Genomic DNA, 19,742 nt, shown 5'->3' on the forward strand with positions numbered 1-19,742 from the left:
CCCCGCAAACGCCACGGCTTCCGAACACCGACCTACATCCTCGACCAGGTACTGTCCAACACTGCCCCTGTTGCATCGACCACGTGAATCCGCCCGTTCGAGAGCCCACCATATCTCTCACGCCGACCATTTCTCTGAGCTCTTCGCTGCGCGAAACGCAACCACAGCCAGTCCGCACGCTGGAAGTCGCATGCCTGCCTACCTGGGATGCGGAAGACCAAGCGGGTACGGCACCCGACGCGCCCAGCACTGCCCGGTAAAACCACTGGTAGGCACAGCTTCTCGGACAAGCCGGGCCCCGGGGCACGTCCCCGACAAAATTTCGGCAACTCTGGTCGGCACGCCTTCAACAGAATTGGGTGAGTGCAGCGGCCCACTCGGTGAGAGGCACAGCTGCAGCAAACGCTCGATAGCGCTCGCGCTGAGAGGCCACTCACCCGCCGCCTTGCCGCCGCGTTGCCGTTGCCAACACCACCACCAATATCAGCACCAGCCCCCTTGCCAGGTGCCGTAATTACCAGCACCGCCACCAATACCAGCGCCAGCACCCATGCCAGGCACCATAATCACCAGCACCGCCACCAATACCAGCACACCAGCACCCATGCCAGGCACCATAATCACCAGCACCACCACCAATACCAGCGCCACCGCCCTTGCCGAGTGCCGCTACCACGAGTACCAGCGCCTCCACCACTGCCATTGCCATTGCCACGGTTGTGGACCGAATCCCACTCTCAAAAGCAGGTGTTCGATCCGCAGCGGGATCTCGTTCACGCCGGCCGGTGGCGGGGTGGACGGTGTCGATCATCGACTCGTATCTCCCTGTCCTGTCCGCGCACCGGATACGCGATCTCGAGCGACAGAGCCAGAGGTTCGGACCTGCGCGCGCGGCTAGCGATCAAACAGCAAACGCGACAGAACTTCGCGAGCCGACGATCGTCAGGCCGCCGCGCGAGCCGGGCGCAGCGTGTTCATCGGCGGCCGATCGGCCAGTGACACCTCGGTGCTGTGCGCGGTGAAGGCGTCGCCGACCAGTGGGAACTGGGTGAGCGCCGCGCCGGAATCCTGCACGCCGCTGCGACCGAGCACCGTACCGAGGATCTGGCGGCTCATCACGCCGAGGTCGGCGAGCGGGCGATTGCGGTGGGTGCGCACGCCCAGGTTCACCTGACCGATCGCGGACATGCCGAGTTGGTCGTAGGTGTCGAGCAGCAGCCCGATCTCGACGCCGTAGCCGGGGGCGAACGGCACCGATGTCAGCAGTTCCCGGGTGCCCGCGTATTCGCCACCCAGCGGCTGCAGCACATCCGACAGCTCAGGGCGCAGCGCGGCCAGCAGCGGGCGGGCGACGAGTTCGGTGACCCGGCCACCGCCGTGGGCGTCCACTGCGGCGCCCTGGCGCAGCGGCCTGCGGTAATAAGCCTTGACCAGGTGCATGTCCTCGACCCTCAACAGTGGGCCGAGCAGCTTCGGCACGAACGCCGGATCCGGGTCGATCAGATCGGAGTCGACGAAGGCGACCAGGTCACCGCTGGTCACAGCCAGCGAGCGCCACAGCACCTCGCCCTTGCCCGGCAGCGGATCGAGTTCGGGGACGGCCTCTTCGCGGCTGATCACGTCCGCGCCCGCGGCGCGTGCGCGTTCGGCGGTGGCGTCGGTCGATCCGGAGTCGAGCACCACCAGTTCGTCCACCAGCGTGCCGAGCAGCGGCCGGATACTGGCCACCACGTCGGCGACGGTGCGTTCTTCGTTCAGCGCGGGCAGCACCACGGAAACGGTGCGCCCGTTCTTGGCGGCGACCAGTTCGTCCACCGTCCACTCGGGTGTGTCCCAGGTGTTGGTCGTCGCCCATGCGGGCTCGCGGTGTTGGATTTTCATACCAGACCTCGCAGAGTTCGTGCGGGGGGCCGGATGCCCTGGATCGCGGCGATCATGTCCACGACACGCCGGGTCTCGGCGACCTCGTGCACTCGGAAGACTCGGGCGCCTGCCGCTGCCGACCATGCTGTTGCCGCCAACGTGCCCTCCAACCGCTCGGAAAGACCGACACCTAGAGTCTCCCCGATAAAATCCTTGTTGCTGAGCGCCATCAAGACTGGCCATCCGCTATTTACAAGAACGTCTATTCCCCGCAATAACTCGAGCCCGTGGTAGGTGTTCTTGCCGAAATCGTGGGTGGGATCGATCAGAATCGAATCCTTGCGCACCCCCGCCGCGACCGCGTTCTCCGCGGCCGCGACCACGGTCTCGGTCACTTCGGGCACGACATCGGCGTAGCGCACCCGATGCGGCCTGGTCCGCGGAATCGCGCCGCCGGTGTGGCTGCATACGATGCCGACGCCCAATTCCGCCGCGATCCGCACCAGATCCGGATCAGCGCCCGACCAGGTGTCGTTGATCAGATCGGCGCCCTCGCCGACCGCCGCGGCGGCCACCTCGGCCCGCCAGGTGTCGATGCTGATCAGCAATTCCGGGTACTTCGCCCGGATCGCCGCGACGAACGGGACCACTCTCCTGGCTTCCTCGGCCGCGTCGACCAGCGTCCCCGGACCGGCTTTGACCCCGCCGATATCGACGAGGTCGGCACCTTCGTCGACCGCACGCGCGACGGCGTCCATGGCCGCCTCGTCGGTGAACGTCGCCCCCTTGTCGTAGAACGAATCGGGCGTGCGATTGACGATCGCCATCACGAGCGCGCGATCCGTCGCCACCGGCTTGCCGCACAAAGTCGGTGGCGGCGCTACGGGGCTGAACATGCCCCCGACTGTAGCTAACCCGCTGTGCTGTCCGCCCGACTGTCCGCTGCACAGCCCGTCTCTGCGCGCATTCAGGCCAGAGGGGTCGAGCGGCAGCTCACTTCGGTGCGCGCCCTGCGACCACGTCTGCGGCGTACTCGTCATAGGCGGGCACATAGCCATCGACACGACCGGCCAGGACATACAGGGTGCTGTCGGCGTCGGGCTGGTAGCCCTGCTTGCGTAGGTCCACTTTGCGGCTTTTGAAGGTGGAGGTCTGATCGAGTTCCGGCACCACCCGGATGAACAGTGGCACGGCATACCCGGGCAACTGCGTGTAGACCTGCTCGGCGAGCGCATGCCCGTCGAATTCGGCGTCGGCGTACAGCGTCACCGCGCCCATGCCCGCTTTGCCATCGGCGCCCGGAATATCTACGCCGTAGACAACGGCCTGCGAAATCGCGGCGGCCGCGGAAAGAGCCCCTTCCACCTCGGTGGTCGCGACGTTCTCGCCTTTCCAGCGGAAGGTGTCGCCGAGCCGGTCGACGAAGACGATGTGATGCATACCCTGATCGCGGACCAGGTCGCCGGTGTCGAACCAGACGTCGCCGTCTTTGAAGCCGTCGCGGATAAGCTTGGCTTCGGAGGCGGCCCTGTCGGTATAACCGTCGGCGGGTGAGCGGCTGGTGACCTTGGCGAGCAGCAGTCCCACCCCGCCGGAGGGCACACGCTGCAGCCGTCCGTTCTTGCCACGCTCGGCCTTTCCGGTGGTGTCGTCGTATTCGACGATCGCGTATGGCAGCGGCCCGAAGCCCGCGGTCCTGTCCACTCCGAAGGCATTGACAAAGGCGATGTTCACCTCGCTGGCGCCGTAGAACTCGACAATCCTGTCGATGCCGAAACGCTCCGTGAATTCGTCCCACAGCTCCGGCCGCAGCCCGTTACCGACGGCGAGCCGGATCTTGTGGCGGCGGTCGACCGGCTTGGCAGGTTGGTTGAGCAGATACCGGCACAGCTCACCGATGTAGATGAACGCGGTGGCCTTCTCCCGGATGACCTCGTCCCAGAACCCGGACGCCGAGAACTTCCTGCCGAGCGCGAATGTGCCCCCGGCCGCCAGCACCGACGACAACGCGACGGTCAGCGCGTTGTTGTGGTACAGCGGCAGGCAGCAGTACAGAGTGTCGGTGTCGCGCAGGCGGATTCCGAGCCCGCCGAGTCCGGCCATGCTCTTGGTCCAGCGCAGGTGTGTCATCACACTGGCCTTCGGCAACCCGGTGGTGCCAGAGGTGAAGATCAGGAAAGCCCGCTCCTTCGCGGTGATCTGCGCACAGCTTGGCGGATCGGTGGCGTCGGCGACCTCGGAGGCAGCGTGCAGTTCTTGCGCGTCGAGCACATCGGCGAGTGGCTCCGGCAGCGAGTCCAGGGCCGCCGCGCATTCCGCGCCGACCACGTTCAGCACGCTGTCGAGCAGACCGAAACTGTGGGCGAGCACCGTGTCGCGCTGATGATGGTTGAGCAGTCCGACGGTCGCGCCCAGCTTCACCGTCGCCAGCACCACGAACAGCGTTTCCGGCCGGTTGGTCATCAGCACACCGACCACGTCGCCGCGCCGAACACCGCGCTGGGCGAGCACATTCGCGTACCTGTTCACCTGCGCGTTGGCGTCGCGATAGCTGAACGTCTTGCCCTCGAACCGCAGGAAAGGGCGGTCCGGATGACGGTGTGCGTTGCGCTGGAAGTACAGCCCGACCGAGGATTTGTCGTCGGGCCGAATCAGCATGCCCAGCGCGCCGCGGAGTATGGAGGGAGCATCGACCACCATGGCCGGCAGTCGTTTCGCTACGTCGAACAAGCTGACAGTCGTGCGGGCCTCGGTGCTCACGCGTCAATTCTCCTTGTCCGGGGTAGCAGTGTCGTCCAGTGCCGCAAGGGGTTCCAGCGCCGCGAAGGCCGACCGCAGATCGGTGGCCACGGCGATCCGGTCCCTGGCGAACTGGGACACGAACTTTCGGTCGTACAACTCGTCGAGCCAGCGGAACAGACCCGTGTAGAAGCCGTCCTGGTCGAGGATGACCACCGGCTTGTCGTGCTGCCCGAGATAGCCACCGGTCCAGGTCTCGAAGAATTCCTCCAGCGTGCCGATACCGCCGGGCAGCGTGAGAAACGCGTCGGCGCGATCTTCCATGACCTGCTTGCGCTGACGCATGGTGTCGGTGACGACGAGTTCGTCGGCATCGACGTCGGCGACTTCCTTGTGCACCAAGTGTTTCGGGATCACGCCGATCGTGTTCGCGCCACCGGCGCGCGCCGCGGTAGCGACCGCGCCCATCATCGAGACGTGCCCACCACCGGAAACCAATTGCCAACCACGCCTGGCGATCTCGGTGCCGACCCGGGCCGCGAGCCCGATGTGGGCCGGGTCAGCGGTGCTGGCCGAACAGTAGACACAGACGGAATACCCCGCACTCGCGCTCACCACTGATCCTCCGTCCCGATCGCATCCAGGTTGCCACCGTTCTCGGCCGCGGCGAGGACGATCTCACAGACCTCCTCGACGCTGTCGGTGACATGCAGCAGCCCGAGGTCGCCCGGCGATATCTTCCCCGAGCCCGCTAGTGAATCGCGCAGCCAATCCACCAGCCCCGCCCAGTATTTGGTGCCGAACAAGATGATCGGGAAGCGGGTGATCTTGCGGGTCTGCACGAGCGTGAGTGCCTCGAACAGCTCGTCGAGAGTGCCGAATCCGCCGGGCAGGCACACGAAGGCCTGCGAGTACTTCACGAACATGGTCTTGCGGGCGAAGAAGTACCGGAAGTTGATCCCCAGGTCGACCCACTCGTTGAGGCTCTGCTCGAACGGCAGCTCGATACCGAGGCCGATCGAATAACCGCCCACCTCCGATGCGCCGCGATTGGCCGCCTCCATCACGCCGGGACCGCCACCGGTGATGACCGCGAAACCGGCCTGCGCGAGCGCGCCGCCGATGGCGCGTGCGGCCTTGTACTCCGGGTGGCCCGCATGGGTGCGCGCCGAGCCGAAAACCGTCACCGCGCGCGGCACCTCGGCGAGTGCGCCGAAGCCCTCGACGAATTCGGCTTGGATGCGCAGCACCCGCCACGGGTCGGCCCGCACCCAATCGCTGGGCCCGTGCTGATCCAGCAGATTCTGGTCGGCGGTGCCGCCCGGTTTGCGATCGCGGCGGAACATGATCGGGCCGCGGTACTTGGGTGTCGACTTCGGCGTGCTTGCGACCTCGTTATCAGCGGCTTCGGTGGACATGGCGCCAACGGTACCGGGCCGGGGCGAAGCGCAGGGTTGCACCGCCGTCCCGTACCGAATCTCGATCAGACCGCACCGGTCAGGTAACTGCGGAGCATGGCCGCGACCGCCGTGATCTGCGCGACGGGGACGTGTTCGTCGCGCTTGTGGGCGAGGTTCGGATCGCCGGGGCCGAAGTTCACGGCCGGGATGCCGCGCCCGGCGAAGCGGGAGACGTCGGTCCAGCCGTATTTGGCGCGCACGCCGCCGCCACCGTGAGAGTTCACCGAGGCAATGAGGTCCACGGCGGCGGGGGCGGTGAGGCCGGGCAGCGCACCGGCCGCCGAATCGGTCACCTCGAAGGCCAGATCGAGCCCGGCGAAGACCTCACGGACATGGTCGGCAGCCTGCTCGATCGAACGATCGGGGGCGAAGCGGAAGTTCACGTCCACCTCGGCGACATCGGGGACGACATTGCCCGCGACGCCGCCGCCGACGCGCACCGCGGACAGGCCCTCGCGGTAGACACAGCCGTCGATATCGACCTCGCGCGCCTTGTAGTCGGCGAGGCGCTGCAGCACCGGTGCCAGTCGATGAATGGCGTTGTCACCGAGCCACGCTCGCGCCGAATGCGCCCGGACGCCCGCCGTGGTGAGCCGAACACGCAGCGTGCCTTGGCAACCCGCCTCGATCCAACCACCGGAAGGTTCGCCGAGAATCGCCATATCGCCGTCGAGCCAGTGCGGGAGCTCGCGTTCTATACGACCGAGTCCGTTGAATTCGGCGGCGATCTCCTCGCAGTCGTAGAAGATCAGGGTCAGGTCGTGCACCGGTTCGGCGACGGTGGCCGCCAGGTGCAAGAACACCGCGTCACCGGACTTCATGTCGACGGTGCCGCAGCCGTGGAGCACCTGCTCCCCTGCCTCGTCGACCTCGAACCGGCTGGGCACATTGTCGGCGATGGGCACGGTGTCCAAGTGCCCGGCCAGGATCACTCTGGTCGGCAGGCCACGATCGGTGCGCGCGAGCACCACGTTGCCGTGCCGGAGTACCTCGAATCCCACGGTCTGTTCGCGCAGCGCCGCTTCGACGATGTCGGCGATCTTCGCCTCGTCGCGGGACACACTCTCGATATCGACGAGGGCGGCGGTGAGCTGGATCGGGTCGGCGCGCAGATCGAGGGTCACCGCCTCAGCCTAGGTCCGCGCCCATCGCCATCGACACGAGGACCGCCACCCATGCCGTCGACCACGCGCCTGGGCTCCCAGCGGCGGACGCCCGCGGGCGTCCGCCCGATAGCAGGGGACACACCCTTGCGCTCGAGGTCATAGACGTGCGGTCCGGCCGAAGCACCGCGGTCGGTATTCTCTCTTGACGTGAGCATTCAGGGAGCAACAGCAGTCGGCATCGCCAATGTGACCGCGGACGGAACCGTCCTGGACACCTGGTACCCGAACCCGCAACTGGGCGAGTTCGCCGAGACCGGCACCAAACGGCTGGACCAGGCTCCCGATGAGCTGGCGGCGCTCGTGGGCGTCGACGATGCCCGCGGCGTCGAGGTGATCGCGGTACAGACCACCATCGCCGATCTCACCGCGGCCCCGGTCGACGCGCACGATGTCTACCTGCGCCTGCACCTGCTCTCGCACCGGCTGGTTCGCCCGCACGGACTGAACCTGGACGGCCAGTTCGGTCTGCTGAGCAATGTGGTGTGGACCAACCACGGTCCCGCGGCGGTAGAGGGCTTCGAGCTGACCCGCGCCAAGCTGCGCGCCCGTGGGCCCGTCACCGTCTACAGCGTGGACAAGTTCCCGCGGATGGTGGATTACGTGCTCCCTTCCGGTGTCCGCATCGGCGACGCCGACCGGGTCCGCCTCGGCGCGCATCTGGCCTCGGGCACCACCGTCATGCACGAGGGCTTCGTGAACTTCAATGCCGGCACCCTCGGCACCTCGATGGTCGAGGGTCGCATTTCCGCGGGCGTTGTGGTCGGCGACGGCTCCGATGTCGGCGGCGGTGCCTCCATCATGGGCACCCTCTCCGGTGGTGGCACCACGGTCATCTCCGTCGGCGAGCGTTCGCTGCTCGGCGCGAACGCCGGCCTCGGCATCCCGCTCGGCGACGACTGCGTGCTGGAGGCGGGCCTGTACCTCACCGCGGGCACCAAGGTCGCCACCCCTGACGGCACCGTCGTCAAAGCTTCGGAACTGGCAGGCCAGAACAACCTGCTGTTGCGCCGCAACTCCCTGACCGGCGCCGTCGAAGTGGTGCCGCGCAAGGGAACCGGCATCGAGCTCAACGCCGCGCTGCACGCCAACGACTGATCGCGTGGGCCGCACACGGGTGTCTCCACCCGCGTGCGGCTACCTCAGTTCTCCGTCTGCCCGATGCCGAACGCGATGATCCGACTCGGGTGGATACGGATCAGTTCGCCGGCCTCACCATTGATGTAGGTCTCGACATCGGTGAGAGCCTCTGCGGTGCCGCGTATTTCGAGGCACCGCACCCGCCAGGGCTGCACCGAGGCAACATCGTCGACCACGAAGGCCACCCGATCGTTGTCGGCGAGGTTGCGAAACTTCTTCGAAGCGCCCATGTTCCAGCCGCCGATGTCGATCGTGCCGAGTTCTGCGTTATAGCGGAAGCCGACGGGGCTGTTCTGTGGCGATCCATCCGGACGCACCGTCGCCAATCGGCCGAGCCGCTGCGTGTTCAGATATTCGAGCTGTTCAGACGTCAGAGTTGCGGTCATACCGCGACAGTAAGACCTCGACCTAGGTAGAGGTCAATACCGAATGGCGCCCGGTTCAGCCGACGCTCCGCGCCGCAGCCGCGCCGCACTGTGCCCGTCGGTGCAGCTCATTGCGCCGTCTGCAGCCGCCATCTCCGGCCGATGCTCCGTAGCAGCGGCGGGTAGACGAGCAGCCGCCGCAACGGTGAGATGGCGAGCATGTAGACCTTTCCAACCAGCCCGTTCGGCTTGACGAGCGCCGTCATCTGGGCGTGGTACCCACCGTCGCCATCCGAGACCCAGCCGAGGTGCATCAGCACGTGGACAGTCTTATTGGCGCTCTCCGCCACCCATTCGTCGTGGGTCTGAAACACCGATTCGAACGGCACCGCGCGCATATCCGTTCCCCGGATCGCGCGCAGATCCTCCGGCAACCGATCACGCAGCGACGCCACCCGCGTGCCGATACCCGCATCAGGCTTGTCCCAACCGAGCAACGCCCCCAATTTCCAGCGGACGGCGAACAGGAAGCCGACCACATTCTTGCCGCTCACCGCCGACCCGTCGCCGTCGGTCATCTGCCCGACCAGCCGCTCGAGATCGTCCGGACCACCGGGCGTGGGCAAGGCCCACACGTCTTCGATTTCGAAGTCCTTCGTAAAATCGTGGACTCGCCACGGCCGGGACGAATACTCGGAATTCGGTAGCCGCATGGATCGGCCTCTCTCGATCGCGAGCCCGGATGGCTCGACTCCTGCTTGTATCGGAATACTGAAAACATGATCGAGCAGGGACGTTCGTGGCGTCTTGAACGGAACGGCAACATTGTGTTCGCCGCCGTGAGCGCCGAATTCGCCTGCTATGCGGAGTCCTCGGGGCCCGCAGGTGGCAGACATCGCCATCCCGCTTGGCAGCTCATGCTGTCCTGGGACGGCGAGATAACAGCCACCGACGAAACGGGCCGGGTCACCACCGGGCCAGGAGTGCTCGTCCCGCCCGGGATGCGATGCGCGGTAACACATCCGGATGGATTCACCGGGCTGTGGATCGATCCGTACGGTCTCGCGATTCCCCGGCGACCGAGTATCCAGGCGCTCGACCGTGCCCAGGTCCAGCGCCTGCTGGCCGGCACCGGCGGCGACCTCGATCCGATCCGGCTGCGCCGGACCGTGCACCGAATGCTGGGCGACGCACCGCAGATGGATCCCCGGTTGCGCCGGGCGCTGGACCTGCTCGACGACGACGCCGATATCGAGAGCATGGCCGCCAGTGTGAGTCTGTCGGCCCGACGCCTGCGCCAGCTGTCCGTCCAGACGATCGGTGGACCGCTGAGCACACTGCGGCGCTGGCATCGGCTGCGCGAGGCCGGACTACGACTGCCCTTCCACCCGGCCGCCGAGGTGGCCGCGCAGACCGGCTTCGCCGATCAGCCGCACCTGATTCGCACCATGGTCGCGCTGTGCGGCCGCACACCCGGGTCGTCGGACGCCCGATTGGCCTGAGGCGCCGACGGCGCTCACCCGAGCAGTTTCTTCTGCACCTTGCCCATGGCATTGCGCGGGAGCGCCGCCACCACCCGGACCTCGCGTGGCCGCTTGTGCACCGAGAGCTGCTCGGCCACGTGCTCGATGAGCGTCTTCTCCGTGGAATCCGTTGCCGCGCTCCGCAGTACGACATAGGCGACGATCCGCTGACCGAGGTCCGCATCGGGAAGTCCGACGACGGCGACCTCCGCGACCTCGGGATGTCCGAGCAGCGCGGTCTCCACTTCGCCCGCACCGATCCGGTAGCCGCCGGACTTGATGAGGTCGACCGATTCCCGGCCGACGATGCGGTGGAAATCGTCGGCGTCGATGGCCGCGACGTCGCCGGTCTTGAACCAGCCGTCGTCGGTCCAGCATTCGGCCGTCGTCTCGGGCCGGTCGAGGTAGCCGTCGAAGACCATCGGCCCCTGTACCTGGAGCCCGCCGATGCTTTCGCCGTCGTGCGGGACGGGTGCACCCGACTCGTCACGGATCCGGGTTCGCACGCCGGCGACCGGGACGCCGACCCAGCCGGGTCGTCGCTCACCGTCGGCCCGCGTCGACAGCGTGATCATCGTTTCGCTCATCCCGTACCGTTCGATCGGTGCGTGGCCGGTGAGCTCGCGCAGCCGCTCGAACACCGGCACCGGCAACGGCGCACTGCCGGAAACGAGCAGGCGAGCCTTCGCCAATTGCCGTGCCGCATCAGGATCCTCGGCGATGCGCGACCACACTGTCGGCACACCGAAGTACAGCGTTCCCGGTGCCTGCGCGTATGCCTGCGGGGTCGGCTTGCCGGTGTGGATCAGCGGGCTGCCCACACGCAGTGGGCCCAGCACCCCGAGAATCAGTCCGTGCACGTGGAACAGCGGAAGCCCATGCACCAGAACGTCGTTCGCGGTCCACGCCCAGGCCTCGGCGAGGGCATCGAGCCCGGCGGCAATGGCGGCGCGGCTGAGCACAACTCCCTTGGGCAGGCCAGTGGTCCCCGAGGTGTAGAGCACGAATGCCGCCGCGGCAGGATCGGGTTCGGGGTAGGTGTGCCACGAGCGGGCATGGACGCGGACCGGCACCACCGGCAGTATCGTCCCGGCCGGGGCCTCCCCCAGCCACGCCTGGGCCCCCGAGTCGTTCAGAATGTGCTCGAGCTCGGTTATCCCGGAGTCCGGTGGCACCGGCACGACGGTGACCCCGGCGATGAGGCAGCCGACCACCGCGAGCACGGTGCTGACCGTCGGTCTGGCCAGCACCGCGACTCGCTCCGCACGAGCGATACGTTCGGCCACCGAGGTCGCCGCGCCGAGTAGGTCGCTGCGCGAGAGCGTCACGCCGTCGATGGTGACCGCGTCGGGGATGTCCTCCCCGGCGGCGACCGCGAGCGGATTGAGGGACCGAAGCAGCAGGGACGCACCGAACGACATTCGCTCACGCTACTTCGGCGGCGCGCGAACCTGTCGCACCACCCGGTGTGGCCGTGCCGATCACAGCTCGATGAACCCGTGCGTGACTGTTGACACACCCCTGAGGCAGTGAGAACGTTGATCCATATCCTTCTCAGCAACGAGAACGGGGTCGATGATGACCAGCCCGCTTCGCGCACCCACCCACCCGAAAAGGCCGCCCGAGGAGTTCGATATCGGGCAGTATCTCGACGGGTCCGCCGCGTTCTTCGGTGCCGCCGCGAACGTCATCATGCAGCTCAGCACGCGACCGGTCGGCTACGGCGTAGTCGAGAGCACCGTCGACAGCGGCAAGATCATGCTGCACCCGGTCAAACGGACCAGAACCACGCTCACCTACCTCGCGGTCGCCATGCTCGGCGACGACGACGACCGCGCGGCCTACCGCGACGCTATCAACCGCTCACACAAACCGGTGCGATCGACCGCGAGCAGCCCGGTGAAGTACAACGCCTTCGACCCGACACTGCAGTTGTGGGTGGCCGCCTGCCTGTATTGGGGGGCTCGTGACCTCTACGAGCGCATGCACGGCCGGATGGACGACACCGCCGCCGACGCGTTCTATCGGCACGCCGAACGACTGGGCACCACCTTGCAGATGCGTTCGGACATGTGGCCCACCGACCGGACCGCATTCGATTCCTACTGGACCGAGAACCTGGCGAAGACGACCATCGATCCGCCGATCCGCGAATATTTCTGGGAGATCGTCGACCTGAAGATGTTCCCGCGCCCGGTGCAGCTGACCCTCGGCCGATGGCACCGCTGGGTGACCGCCGGACTGTTGCCCCCACATCTGCGCACCGAAATGGGTATGACCTGGAGTGAGCGCGACGACAGAGCGCTGGCGCGGCTACTGCGCACCGTCGGTGCCGTCGAACGCCGAATGCCGAAGCAGATCAAGACTTTTCCGGTCAATGCCTTCCTGTGGGACATGCGCATCCGGCGGCGGCTCGGCCTGCGCCTGGCCTGAGCCCGGGATGACCGGACGATCCATGCGGCTGTCGGCGGACTCCATCCGACAGTACATCAGGTGACACGGAACGAGACGACCACATGGTCGCGCGCGAACTGCCGCGCCGCCATATCGTCACCCAGCGGAATGACCGTCTGCGGCGTGAGTGCCAGCGAAACCGCAGTCCGCGCGATCATTTCGGCGAGTGGCTCCGGATCGTAGTCGGGCAGCTTGCCTTCACCCTGGAGCCGGGTGATGAATTCGGCGACATAGTCGCGACCCATTTCGATGACCGGCGCACCCTTGACCGTGAGGTACGGCAGCACGATCTCCGGCTCGGTCTTCAGCAGCCGGTCCAGTAATTTGTTGCCGCGCAACCCGTTCAGGAAGGCGACGAAAAGCTCGACGATCTGATCCTCGGCGCTCGCGTCCCGATCGACCTGCCGCTGCAGGGTGGCGTCCACCTCGTCGATGAACTGACGCGCTTGGCGCAACCCGACCGCTTGGATGAGATCGGACTTGCCGGCGAAGCGCCGATAGAGCGTCGCGAGCGAGAGCCCGCACCGCCGGGCCACCTCGACCATGCTGGTGCGCTTGATGCCGAAATCCAGGAATGCCAGCAGAGCGGCGTCGAGTACCCGCGCCTGATTGCCGTCCTCGGGGCCGGTACTGCGCACCAACGCCAACAATCTGGTCAGCCTCGCCATGTCCACACCCTATCCACGTCGGTGAAACGATGACACCAACAGCATTGCATGCCATCATCGGCGATTGGGTACTAACTCGCCATCGCGCGCGGGCAACAATCGACATGATGTCGAGGCGATGAGACGGTTTTCCGGCGAATCTTCTCACCCGTTCGCGTACAGCAGTGCGGACGGATACAGAAAGACGAGGTCAACGATGACCGCCCCCTTGCACAGCGACGACCACGAGTCGGATCCGGACCACCCTGGATCGACGGTCGCGCCGTTCACTCCGGAGACCATCGGCGCACACCTGGACGGCATCGCCGCCTTTCTCGGCGGCACCGCCAACGTGATCGTGCAGCTGAGCCTGCGCCCAGTCGGGCGCGGTGTGCTGGAGAGCACCGTCGATAGCGGCAAGATCACGCTGCATCCGATCAAACGCCTGCGCACCACCCTGAGCTATCTCGCCGTCGCACTCATGGGCACCGACGAGGAACGCGCACGCTATCGGGCCGCGATCAACGAATCGCATCGGCCGGTCCGGTCGAGCGCGTCGAGCCCGGTGACATACAACGCCTTCGACCCGACGCTGCAACTCTGGGTGGCCGCCAGCCTCTACTGGGGCATCGACGATCTCCGTACGCGCATGCGCGGGCCGATGGATCCCGACACCGCCGAAGCGTTCTATCAATACTGCGCCCGCCTGGGCACCACGCTGCAGATGCGACCGGAAATGTGGCCGGCCGACCGCGCCGCGTTCCAGCGGTACTGGGACGAGAACCTGGCAACCCGCTCGATCGAGCCCGAGCTGCGCGACTATTTCAATGCCCTGATCGATCTGACGATGCTGCCGAAACCGGTTCAGCGCATCTTCGCCGGACTGCAGCGCTTCGTCGTGGCGGGCCTATTGCCGCAGCACCTGCGCGACGAGATGGACCTGACCTGGTCCGACCGCGATCAGCGCCGATTCGATCGGTTGCTGCGGGGGATCTCGGCGGTGCAGGCCCGGCTGCCGAAGCAAGCGCGGCTGTTCCCGCTGAACATCTACCTCTACGACCTGCGCAGACGCCTGCGCCGAGGCACACCGCTGGTCTGAGACCACCCGAACCAAACGATTGACACCCGCCGCGAGTCGATGAGAAGGTGAGCATTCAAAGCTCTCACCGTGCAACCATCGCACCGCGATCAGGAAAGACGAGGCCAACGATGACCGCGCCCTTTCGCGCAACGCCGCCGGAACCCGCCCTGCGCTGCCGCTACGGCACGGCCGACGAGTTCGCCATCGACGAGATGTGGAGCGGCGTCGCGGCCTTCCTCGGGGGCACCGCCAACGTCATCATGCAGTTGAGCCTGCAGCCCGTCGCCTATGGCGTCATGGACAGCACGGTCGAGACCGGTCGAGTCGATCTACACCCGTGGAAGCGACTGCGCACCACGCTCACCTACCTGGCGGTCGCGATGATGGGCACCGAGCAGGAGCGCACGGTCTATCGGGAGGCCGTCAACCAGTCGCACCGCCCGGTCCGCTCCGAGCCCGGCGCGGCGGTCGAATACAACGCCTTCGACCCGAAACTGCAGCTGTGGGTGGCCGCCTGCCTGTACTGGGGCGTCGTCGATCTCGAGGAACGACTGCACGGCCCGATGGACGAGGACACCGCGGAGGTGTTCTATCAGTACGCCGCCCGGTTCGGCACCACGCTGCAGATGCGCAGGCAGATGTGGCCCGCCGACCGAAAGGCGTTCGCGGAGTACTGGAACACCACTCTGGCAACCAAGACCATCGACGCGCGCACCCGCGCCTATTTCGACCACCTCATCGACCTGAAGATGGTCCCGCGGCCACTGCGAGTCTTCGCACCGTTGCAGCGGTTCGTGGTCACCGCCCTGCTGCCACCGCAGCTGCGCGACCAGATGGGCATGACCTGGACCACAAGGCACCACCGATTCGCGGTGGTGCTGCTGCGCGCCATCGGCGCGGTACACGGCCGACTTCCGAAGCAGGCCAGACTCTTTCCGATGAATGCCTTCCTCTACGACATGCGCAGGCGGCATCGCCTCGGTAAGCCGCTGCTCTGATCGACCGATCTCCCGCGGCCCGACCGAGCGGCCCGAGCACCGCGTCAGGAATCACCGGCCAGTGCGCGAAGGAACAACCCCAGGTTCGCCGGACGCTCCGCAAGACGGCGGGTGAGGTAGCCGTACCACTGATCGCCGTAGGGCACATACGTCCGCATCGCGGTACCCGCGACTGCCAAACGTCGCTGCTCGGCGTCGCGAATGCCGTACAGCATTTGATGCTCGAATTGGTCTGTGCCCCGACCGGTTTCGGTAGCGAGCTGCTGGGCAGCGGTGATGATTACCGGATCGTGTGACGCCACCATCGGGTAGCCGTCACCACGCATCAAGGTGTCGAGACAGCGCAGGTAGGAGTCGGTGACCTCGGACACGTGTTGGAAGGCGACGGCGCGCGGTTCACGATAAGCGCCCTTGCACAGCCGGATTCGCGACTGGGCACCCGACAGCTCCTGGCAGTCGGCCGCAGTGCGATGTAGATAGGCCTGCAAGACCGCACCGAGCCACGGGAATTCGGCACGCACGGCATGCACCGTCGCCAAGGTCGCATCGGTGGTGGTGTGGTCCTCGGCATCGACGGTGACCCACACGCCGGCCTGCGCCGCCTTGGCACACAGGATGCGCAGATTTTCGGTGGCGATCGCGGGTCCGTCGTCCGGTAAGGCCTGGCCGAGCGCGGACAGTTTCACCGACACCTCGATCCGCGCGGCCGCGCCGTTCGGTCCGTCGTCCAAGACCGCCAGGTCATTGATCAACGAAAGATATTCCGCGAGTGTGGCATCCGCCTGAGCACGGCCGGTAGTGTTTTCGCCGAGGAAGTCGACACTGATCATCCGACCACCCTCCAGTAGCCCTCGCACCACCGGGATCAGCTCGTCGCGGGTCTCTCCGGCCACGAATCGCCGCACGATGTTCGCCGTGACGGGCACCCCGGTGAGCATTCGCTTCATCCGCGGCGACCCCGCCGCGGCAAGAATGGCAGGCCGCAGCGGATTGATCACGCTACGCCTCCTCCATGTGCGGATACCGATGGTCCGTCGGCGGCACGAAGGTCTCCTTGATGGTGCGCGCCGACACCCACCGCAGCAGGTTCAGCGGCGATCCGGCCTTGTCGTTCGTCCCGGAGGCGCGTGCGCCGCCGAAGGGCTGCTGGCCGACCACCGCACCGGTGGGTTTGTCATTGACATAGAAGTTGCCCGCCGCGAATCGCAGTGTGGCAGCAGCCTGTTCGATGGCGTGCCGGTCCTGGGCGAACACCGCACCGGTCAGCGCGTACGGCGCCGCCGATTCCACCTCGGCGAGGACCGCCGCATAGGCCCCGGGTTCGGCATCGTCGTAGACATGCACCGACAGGATCGGCCCGAAGTATTCGGTGGCAAACGACTCGTCACGCGGATCGTCGACCAACAGCACCGTCGGCCGCACGAACCACCCTTCGCTGTCGTCGTATGTACCGCCCGCCGGGATAGCGATGCCCGCCGCCCGCGCGCGCTCGATAGCCGCCACGTTCTTGTCATAGGCGCGTCGATCGATCAGCGCGCCACCGAAATTCGACAGGTCGGTCACATCGCCGTAGGTCAGGTTCCTGGTCAGTGTCAGGAAGTCCTCACCCATCACCCGCCACACCGATCGGGCGATGTACGCGCGTGAGGCGGCCGAACACTTCTGCCCCTGATACTCGTAGGCACCTCGAATAAGCGCGGTGCGCAATGCCTCCGGGTCGGCGGACGGGTGCGCAACGATGAAGTCCTTGCCGCCGGTCTCCCCGACCAGCCGCGGATACCCGTGGTAGCGACCGAGATTGGCGCCCACCTGTCCCCACAGGTGCTGAAAGGTCTTGGTCGATCCGGTGAAGTGGATGCCTGCCAGCCGCGGATCGGCCAGCGCCACTTCGGAGAGCTCGACGCCGCTGCCGGTCAGCATATTGATCACCCCGGGCGGCAGGCCCGCCGCCTCGAGCAGCCGCATCGTATAGAACGCCGACAGTGTCTGCGCCGATGACGGTTTCCACACCACGGTATTGCCCATCAGCGCGGGCGCGGTCGGCAGATTCCCGGCAATCGCGGTGAAGTTGAACGGAGTTATCGCGTAGACGAAACCTTCCAGCGGCCGATAGTCGAGCCGATTCCACACCCCCGCGCTCGACTCCGGCTGCTGCTGCAGAATGCCGCGCGCGAATGCCACATTGAACCGCCAGAAGTCGACCAATTCGCATGGCGCGTCGATCTCGGCCTGCTGGGCCGTCTTCGACTGGCCGAGCATGGTCGCGGCGGCGACAGTTTCCCGCCACGGCCCCGCGAGCAGATCAGCGGCCCGCAGGAAAATGGCGGCCCGCTCGTCGAACGGCAATGTGCGCCAGCCGGGCGCGGCGGCCACGGCCGCGTCGATCGCACCGCGCGCTTCGGAATGGGTGGTATCGGTGTAGGTCCCCAGCACCTGACGGTGTCGATGCGGCGCAACGATCGGGTGCCGCTGCCCGATGCCCGGCCGATGTTTACCGCCGATCACCAGCGGCACATCCACGGAGTTCGCGGAGATCTCGGCGAGTTCGGCGACCAGCGACTCCCGCTCACGACTACCCGGCGCGTAGGAATGCACCGGCTCATTGTCGGGGGTGGGGACAACCGTGACAGCGTCCATAAACCAGGCTAACGCCGTTCGTCGATGATCGCGCGTGCCTGCGAGCCACTCGGCGAGCCGCGTCGGCCCTCAGAACGGTGCCCGCTCCCACCACTGTTCGCTGGCCTGCTCGAAGGTGTGGTTCGGCCAGGAAACCTCCACCGACACCGTGTCGGGAAACCTGGCGCCCCGCGCCCGCGCGGCCAAGGTGAACGGGGCCGCGGCATCGCGCGGCCGGAACTGCAGCACACTGCCGTCGTCCCCGAGCGGCCGCACACCGACCTGGGTCGTCTTGGCGGCAAGGTAGGCGCCGACCTCATCGCTGCCCGCATATTCGGAGAACCACACGATCAGTCCGTCCTGGTGGGTGCAGGTGATCTGCCGCAGCGGAACCGGATCACCCGGTTCGGCAGTGGGCACCGCCACCGCGGAACAGCGCGCACCCCGCCAGGCCGTTCCGTTCGGGCTCGGCGGTATCAACTGGGGGAATGCCTGCACGATGGAGTGCTCGGCGCCCCACACCGGCGGCGCGGGCAACCGGTGCGGGCGCACGTACTTCCAGTAGATGGCCGCGGCGGCAGCCATCCCGACGATGGCAACTACGGCCAGTACCAACAGCGCTACGGCCAGCACGCGCCAGCGCGAGGACACCGTCCGCCGCGGCCGGACCGGATCATGCTGCGCCTCAGTCGATGGCGAATGTGTCGCGACCGCCGCGGGCGAGGTGGGTGCGCGGTGTCCCTGCGACGCGACCGGACGCGGTGGTGTGTAGGCCCGAAGTGTCGGCGCAGGCTGCGGCACCGCACGCGAGGAGTGTTGCGACATCGGGTGCGGCGGCGCGGACGGACGCACGCCGGTCACCGCCGCATACGCCGCCTCGGCGAACTCGGTGCAGTCACCGAACCGGTGGTCTGGGTCCTTGGCCATCGCGCGGGCGATCACCGCGTCGATCGCGCTGGGAAGATGCGCCACCACTCGGCTCGCCTGCGGCACGGGGCTGGTCAGGTGCGCGGCGACCACGGCACCGGGATTGGTTGCGGCAAAGGGCGCTTCGCCGGTGAGCAGGGCGAACAGGGTGCATCCGAGTGCGTATTGATCGGCTCGATGATCGACCGGTTGCCCCGAAAGCTGTTCCGGGGCGGCATAAGCCAGCGTCGCGAGGAACTCCCCGGTGCGAGTCAGTTGGTGCGCGTCGTCCCGGAGTCGAGCAATGCCGAAGTCTGTCAGCAACACCCGGTCACCGCCGGTGCGCGCGGCGGTCAACAGAATGTTCGCCGGCTTCACATCTCGGTGCAGGACACCGGATTCGTGCGCATGGTCGAGGGCGTCCGCCGTCTGCCCGAGGATGTGCAGCGCGCGCCGCGGATCCAGTGGCGTGCCGCGGAACGCCGCGGCATCGCTGCCGTCGACATACTGCATCGAGATCCACAGCTGATGGTCTTGCGCGCCGCGGTCGAACACCGACACCACATTCGGATGATCGAGCCGCGCGGCCACATCGGCCTCACGCTCGAACCGCGCTCTGACCTCCTCGTCGGCGTAGAGCTCCCGGCTGAGCAGCTTGAGGGCGATCTGACGCGGCAGCCGTGGGTGCGCCGCCAGATACACCGTCCCCATGCCGCCGCGGCCGAGCACACGTTCGATTCGGTATCCGGCGAACAGCTCACCGGCGACGAGTCTCGCCCCCTGCATC

General features: G+C 66.8%; 19 protein-coding genes. 5 read left to right on the top strand and 14 right to left on the bottom strand.

All coding sequences use genetic code 11. From position 1 onward, the window contains the following. Positions 1–483 precede the first annotated feature (483 nt). From AB0M74_RS26065 to dapE, 7 genes are all read right to left on the bottom strand, one after another. Entirely contained in the window at positions 484–651 is a 168-nt protein-coding gene (locus AB0M74_RS26065) for a hypothetical protein (RefSeq protein ID WP_366528920.1), read from the bottom strand. A gap of 291 nt (positions 652–942) precedes the next feature. Beyond that, positions 943–1,881, bottom strand: coding sequence for a glucosyl-3-phosphoglycerate synthase (locus AB0M74_RS26070; protein ID WP_366528921.1), 939 nt, complete (start codon positions 1,879–1,881; stop codon positions 943–945). Next, positions 1,878–2,759 carry a dihydropteroate synthase gene (gene folP / locus AB0M74_RS26075; protein WP_366528922.1) on the bottom strand — a complete coding sequence of 294 codons (882 nt, stop codon included), beginning with the start codon at positions 2,757–2,759 and terminating at the stop codon, positions 1,878–1,880. The genes AB0M74_RS26070 and folP overlap by 4 nt, the downstream gene beginning before the upstream one ends. A 97-nt stretch (positions 2,760–2,856) precedes the next feature. Continuing rightward, positions 2,857–4,623: a long-chain-acyl-CoA synthetase gene (locus AB0M74_RS26080; RefSeq protein WP_366528923.1), complete on the bottom strand. Its 1,767-nt coding sequence runs from the start codon at positions 4,621–4,623 to the stop codon at positions 2,857–2,859. 3 nt (positions 4,624–4,626) lie between these two features. After that, a complete protein-coding gene (locus AB0M74_RS26085; RefSeq protein WP_366528924.1) occupies positions 4,627–5,217 on the bottom strand; it encodes a TIGR00730 family Rossman fold protein in 591 nt (196 codons plus the stop codon). After that, a complete protein-coding gene (locus AB0M74_RS26090) occupies positions 5,214–6,020 on the bottom strand; it encodes a TIGR00730 family Rossman fold protein (protein WP_366528925.1) in 807 nt (268 codons plus the stop codon). The genes AB0M74_RS26085 and AB0M74_RS26090 overlap by 4 nt, the downstream gene beginning before the upstream one ends. Positions 6,021–6,085: 65 nt before the next feature. Beyond that, positions 6,086–7,186, bottom strand: coding sequence for a succinyl-diaminopimelate desuccinylase (dapE, locus tag AB0M74_RS26095; protein ID WP_366528926.1), 1,101 nt, complete (start codon positions 7,184–7,186; stop codon positions 6,086–6,088). 189 nt (positions 7,187–7,375) lie between these two features. On the opposite strand from dapE, the gene dapD reads away from it, so the two are divergent. After that, positions 7,376–8,323, top strand: coding sequence for a 2,3,4,5-tetrahydropyridine-2,6-dicarboxylate N-succinyltransferase (gene dapD, locus AB0M74_RS26100; protein WP_366528927.1), 948 nt, complete (start codon positions 7,376–7,378; stop codon positions 8,321–8,323). A 44-nt stretch (positions 8,324–8,367) separates the two neighbouring features. On the opposite strand, the gene AB0M74_RS26105 is transcribed toward dapD, so the two are convergent. Both AB0M74_RS26105 and AB0M74_RS26110 read right to left on the bottom strand, forming a co-directional pair. Then, on the bottom strand, positions 8,368–8,751 hold the full coding sequence (locus tag AB0M74_RS26105; protein WP_366528928.1) for a PPOX class F420-dependent oxidoreductase: 384 nt from the start codon (positions 8,749–8,751) through the stop codon (positions 8,368–8,370). A gap of 107 nt (positions 8,752–8,858) precedes the next feature. Next, positions 8,859–9,443: a DUF2867 domain-containing protein gene (locus AB0M74_RS26110; RefSeq protein WP_366528929.1), complete on the bottom strand. Its 585-nt coding sequence runs from the start codon at positions 9,441–9,443 to the stop codon at positions 8,859–8,861. Between the two features lie 66 nt (positions 9,444–9,509). Between AB0M74_RS26110 and AB0M74_RS26115 the strand changes: the two genes are divergently transcribed. Further along, complete coding sequence (locus AB0M74_RS26115) at positions 9,510–10,232, top strand: helix-turn-helix domain-containing protein (RefSeq protein WP_366528930.1); 723 nt, start codon at positions 9,510–9,512, stop codon at positions 10,230–10,232. Positions 10,233–10,246: 14 nt separating this feature from the next. Here AB0M74_RS26115 and AB0M74_RS26120 read toward each other — a convergent pair whose 3' ends face one another. Then, entirely contained in the window at positions 10,247–11,674 is a 1,428-nt protein-coding gene (locus AB0M74_RS26120) for an acyl-CoA synthetase (RefSeq protein WP_366528931.1), read from the bottom strand. A gap of 157 nt (positions 11,675–11,831) precedes the next feature. Here AB0M74_RS26120 and AB0M74_RS26125 point away from each other — a divergent pair, with 157 nt between their 5' ends. Next, positions 11,832–12,686: an oxygenase MpaB family protein gene (locus tag AB0M74_RS26125; protein WP_366529019.1), complete on the top strand. Its 855-nt coding sequence runs from the start codon at positions 11,832–11,834 to the stop codon at positions 12,684–12,686. A gap of 56 nt (positions 12,687–12,742) precedes the next feature. Here AB0M74_RS26125 and AB0M74_RS26130 read toward each other — a convergent pair whose 3' ends face one another. Then, positions 12,743–13,375: a TetR/AcrR family transcriptional regulator gene (locus AB0M74_RS26130; RefSeq protein ID WP_366528932.1), complete on the bottom strand. Its 633-nt coding sequence runs from the start codon at positions 13,373–13,375 to the stop codon at positions 12,743–12,745. 196 nt (positions 13,376–13,571) lie between these two features. Between AB0M74_RS26130 and AB0M74_RS26135 the strand changes: the two genes are divergently transcribed. Both AB0M74_RS26135 and AB0M74_RS26140 read left to right on the top strand, forming a co-directional pair. Beyond that, complete coding sequence (locus tag AB0M74_RS26135) at positions 13,572–14,453, top strand: oxygenase MpaB family protein (protein WP_366528933.1); 882 nt, start codon at positions 13,572–13,574, stop codon at positions 14,451–14,453. Positions 14,454–14,563: 110 nt separating this feature from the next. After that, positions 14,564–15,433, top strand: coding sequence for an oxygenase MpaB family protein (locus AB0M74_RS26140; RefSeq protein ID WP_366528934.1), 870 nt, complete (start codon positions 14,564–14,566; stop codon positions 15,431–15,433). A gap of 44 nt (positions 15,434–15,477) precedes the next feature. Here the strand turns inward: AB0M74_RS26140 and AB0M74_RS26145 are convergent, their stop codons facing one another. The 3 genes from AB0M74_RS26145 to AB0M74_RS26155 all read right to left on the bottom strand — a co-directional run bounded on the left by AB0M74_RS26145 (position 15,478) and on the right by AB0M74_RS26155 (position 19,741). Next, positions 15,478–16,380 carry a proline dehydrogenase family protein gene (locus AB0M74_RS26145; RefSeq protein ID WP_366529020.1) on the bottom strand — a complete coding sequence of 301 codons (903 nt, stop codon included), beginning with the start codon at positions 16,378–16,380 and terminating at the stop codon, positions 15,478–15,480. A 52-nt stretch (positions 16,381–16,432) separates the two neighbouring features. Beyond that, positions 16,433–18,070 carry an L-glutamate gamma-semialdehyde dehydrogenase gene (gene pruA, locus AB0M74_RS26150; RefSeq protein WP_366528935.1) on the bottom strand — a complete coding sequence of 546 codons (1,638 nt, stop codon included), beginning with the start codon at positions 18,068–18,070 and terminating at the stop codon, positions 16,433–16,435. Positions 18,071–18,139: 69 nt separating this feature from the next. Continuing rightward, positions 18,140–19,741, bottom strand: coding sequence for a protein kinase (locus AB0M74_RS26155; protein WP_366528936.1), 1,602 nt, complete (start codon positions 19,739–19,741; stop codon positions 18,140–18,142). Position 19,742 lies beyond the last annotated feature (1 nt).

Source organism: Nocardia sp. NPDC051463 (genome assembly GCF_040681975.1).
Lineage (GTDB): Bacteria > Actinomycetota > Actinomycetes > Mycobacteriales > Mycobacteriaceae > Nocardia.

Bases quoted from the DNA above. Each gene is read 5' to 3' on its own strand.
- AB0M74_RS26070 (WP_366528921.1), bottom strand. From the start codon at position 1,881: ATGAAAATCCAACACCGCGAGCCCGCATGGGCGACGACCAACACCTGG.
- folP (WP_366528922.1), bottom strand. From the start codon at position 2,759: ATGTTCAGCCCCGTAGCGCCGCCACCGACTTTGTGCGGCAAGCCGGTG.
- AB0M74_RS26090 (WP_366528925.1), bottom strand. From the start codon at position 6,020: ATGTCCACCGAAGCCGCTGATAACGAGGTCGCAAGCACGCCGAAGTCG.
- AB0M74_RS26105 (WP_366528928.1), bottom strand. From the start codon at position 8,751: ATGACCGCAACTCTGACGTCTGAACAGCTCGAATATCTGAACACGCAG.
- AB0M74_RS26110 (WP_366528929.1), bottom strand. From the start codon at position 9,443: ATGCGGCTACCGAATTCCGAGTATTCGTCCCGGCCGTGGCGAGTCCAC.
- AB0M74_RS26115 (WP_366528930.1), top strand. From the start codon at position 9,510: ATGATCGAGCAGGGACGTTCGTGGCGTCTTGAACGGAACGGCAACATT.
- AB0M74_RS26120 (WP_366528931.1), bottom strand. From the start codon at position 11,674: ATGTCGTTCGGTGCGTCCCTGCTGCTTCGGTCCCTCAATCCGCTCGCG.
- AB0M74_RS26125 (WP_366529019.1), top strand. From the start codon at position 11,832: ATGACCAGCCCGCTTCGCGCACCCACCCACCCGAAAAGGCCGCCCGAG.
- AB0M74_RS26130 (WP_366528932.1), bottom strand. From the start codon at position 13,375: ATGGCGAGGCTGACCAGATTGTTGGCGTTGGTGCGCAGTACCGGCCCC.
- AB0M74_RS26135 (WP_366528933.1), top strand. From the start codon at position 13,572: ATGACCGCCCCCTTGCACAGCGACGACCACGAGTCGGATCCGGACCAC.
- AB0M74_RS26140 (WP_366528934.1), top strand. From the start codon at position 14,564: ATGACCGCGCCCTTTCGCGCAACGCCGCCGGAACCCGCCCTGCGCTGC.
- AB0M74_RS26145 (WP_366529020.1), bottom strand. From the start codon at position 16,380: ATGAAGCGAATGCTCACCGGGGTGCCCGTCACGGCGAACATCGTGCGG.
- pruA (WP_366528935.1), bottom strand. From the start codon at position 18,070: ATGGACGCTGTCACGGTTGTCCCCACCCCCGACAATGAGCCGGTGCAT.
- AB0M74_RS26155 (WP_366528936.1), bottom strand. From the start codon at position 19,741: ATGCAGGGGGCGAGACTCGTCGCCGGTGAGCTGTTCGCCGGATACCGA.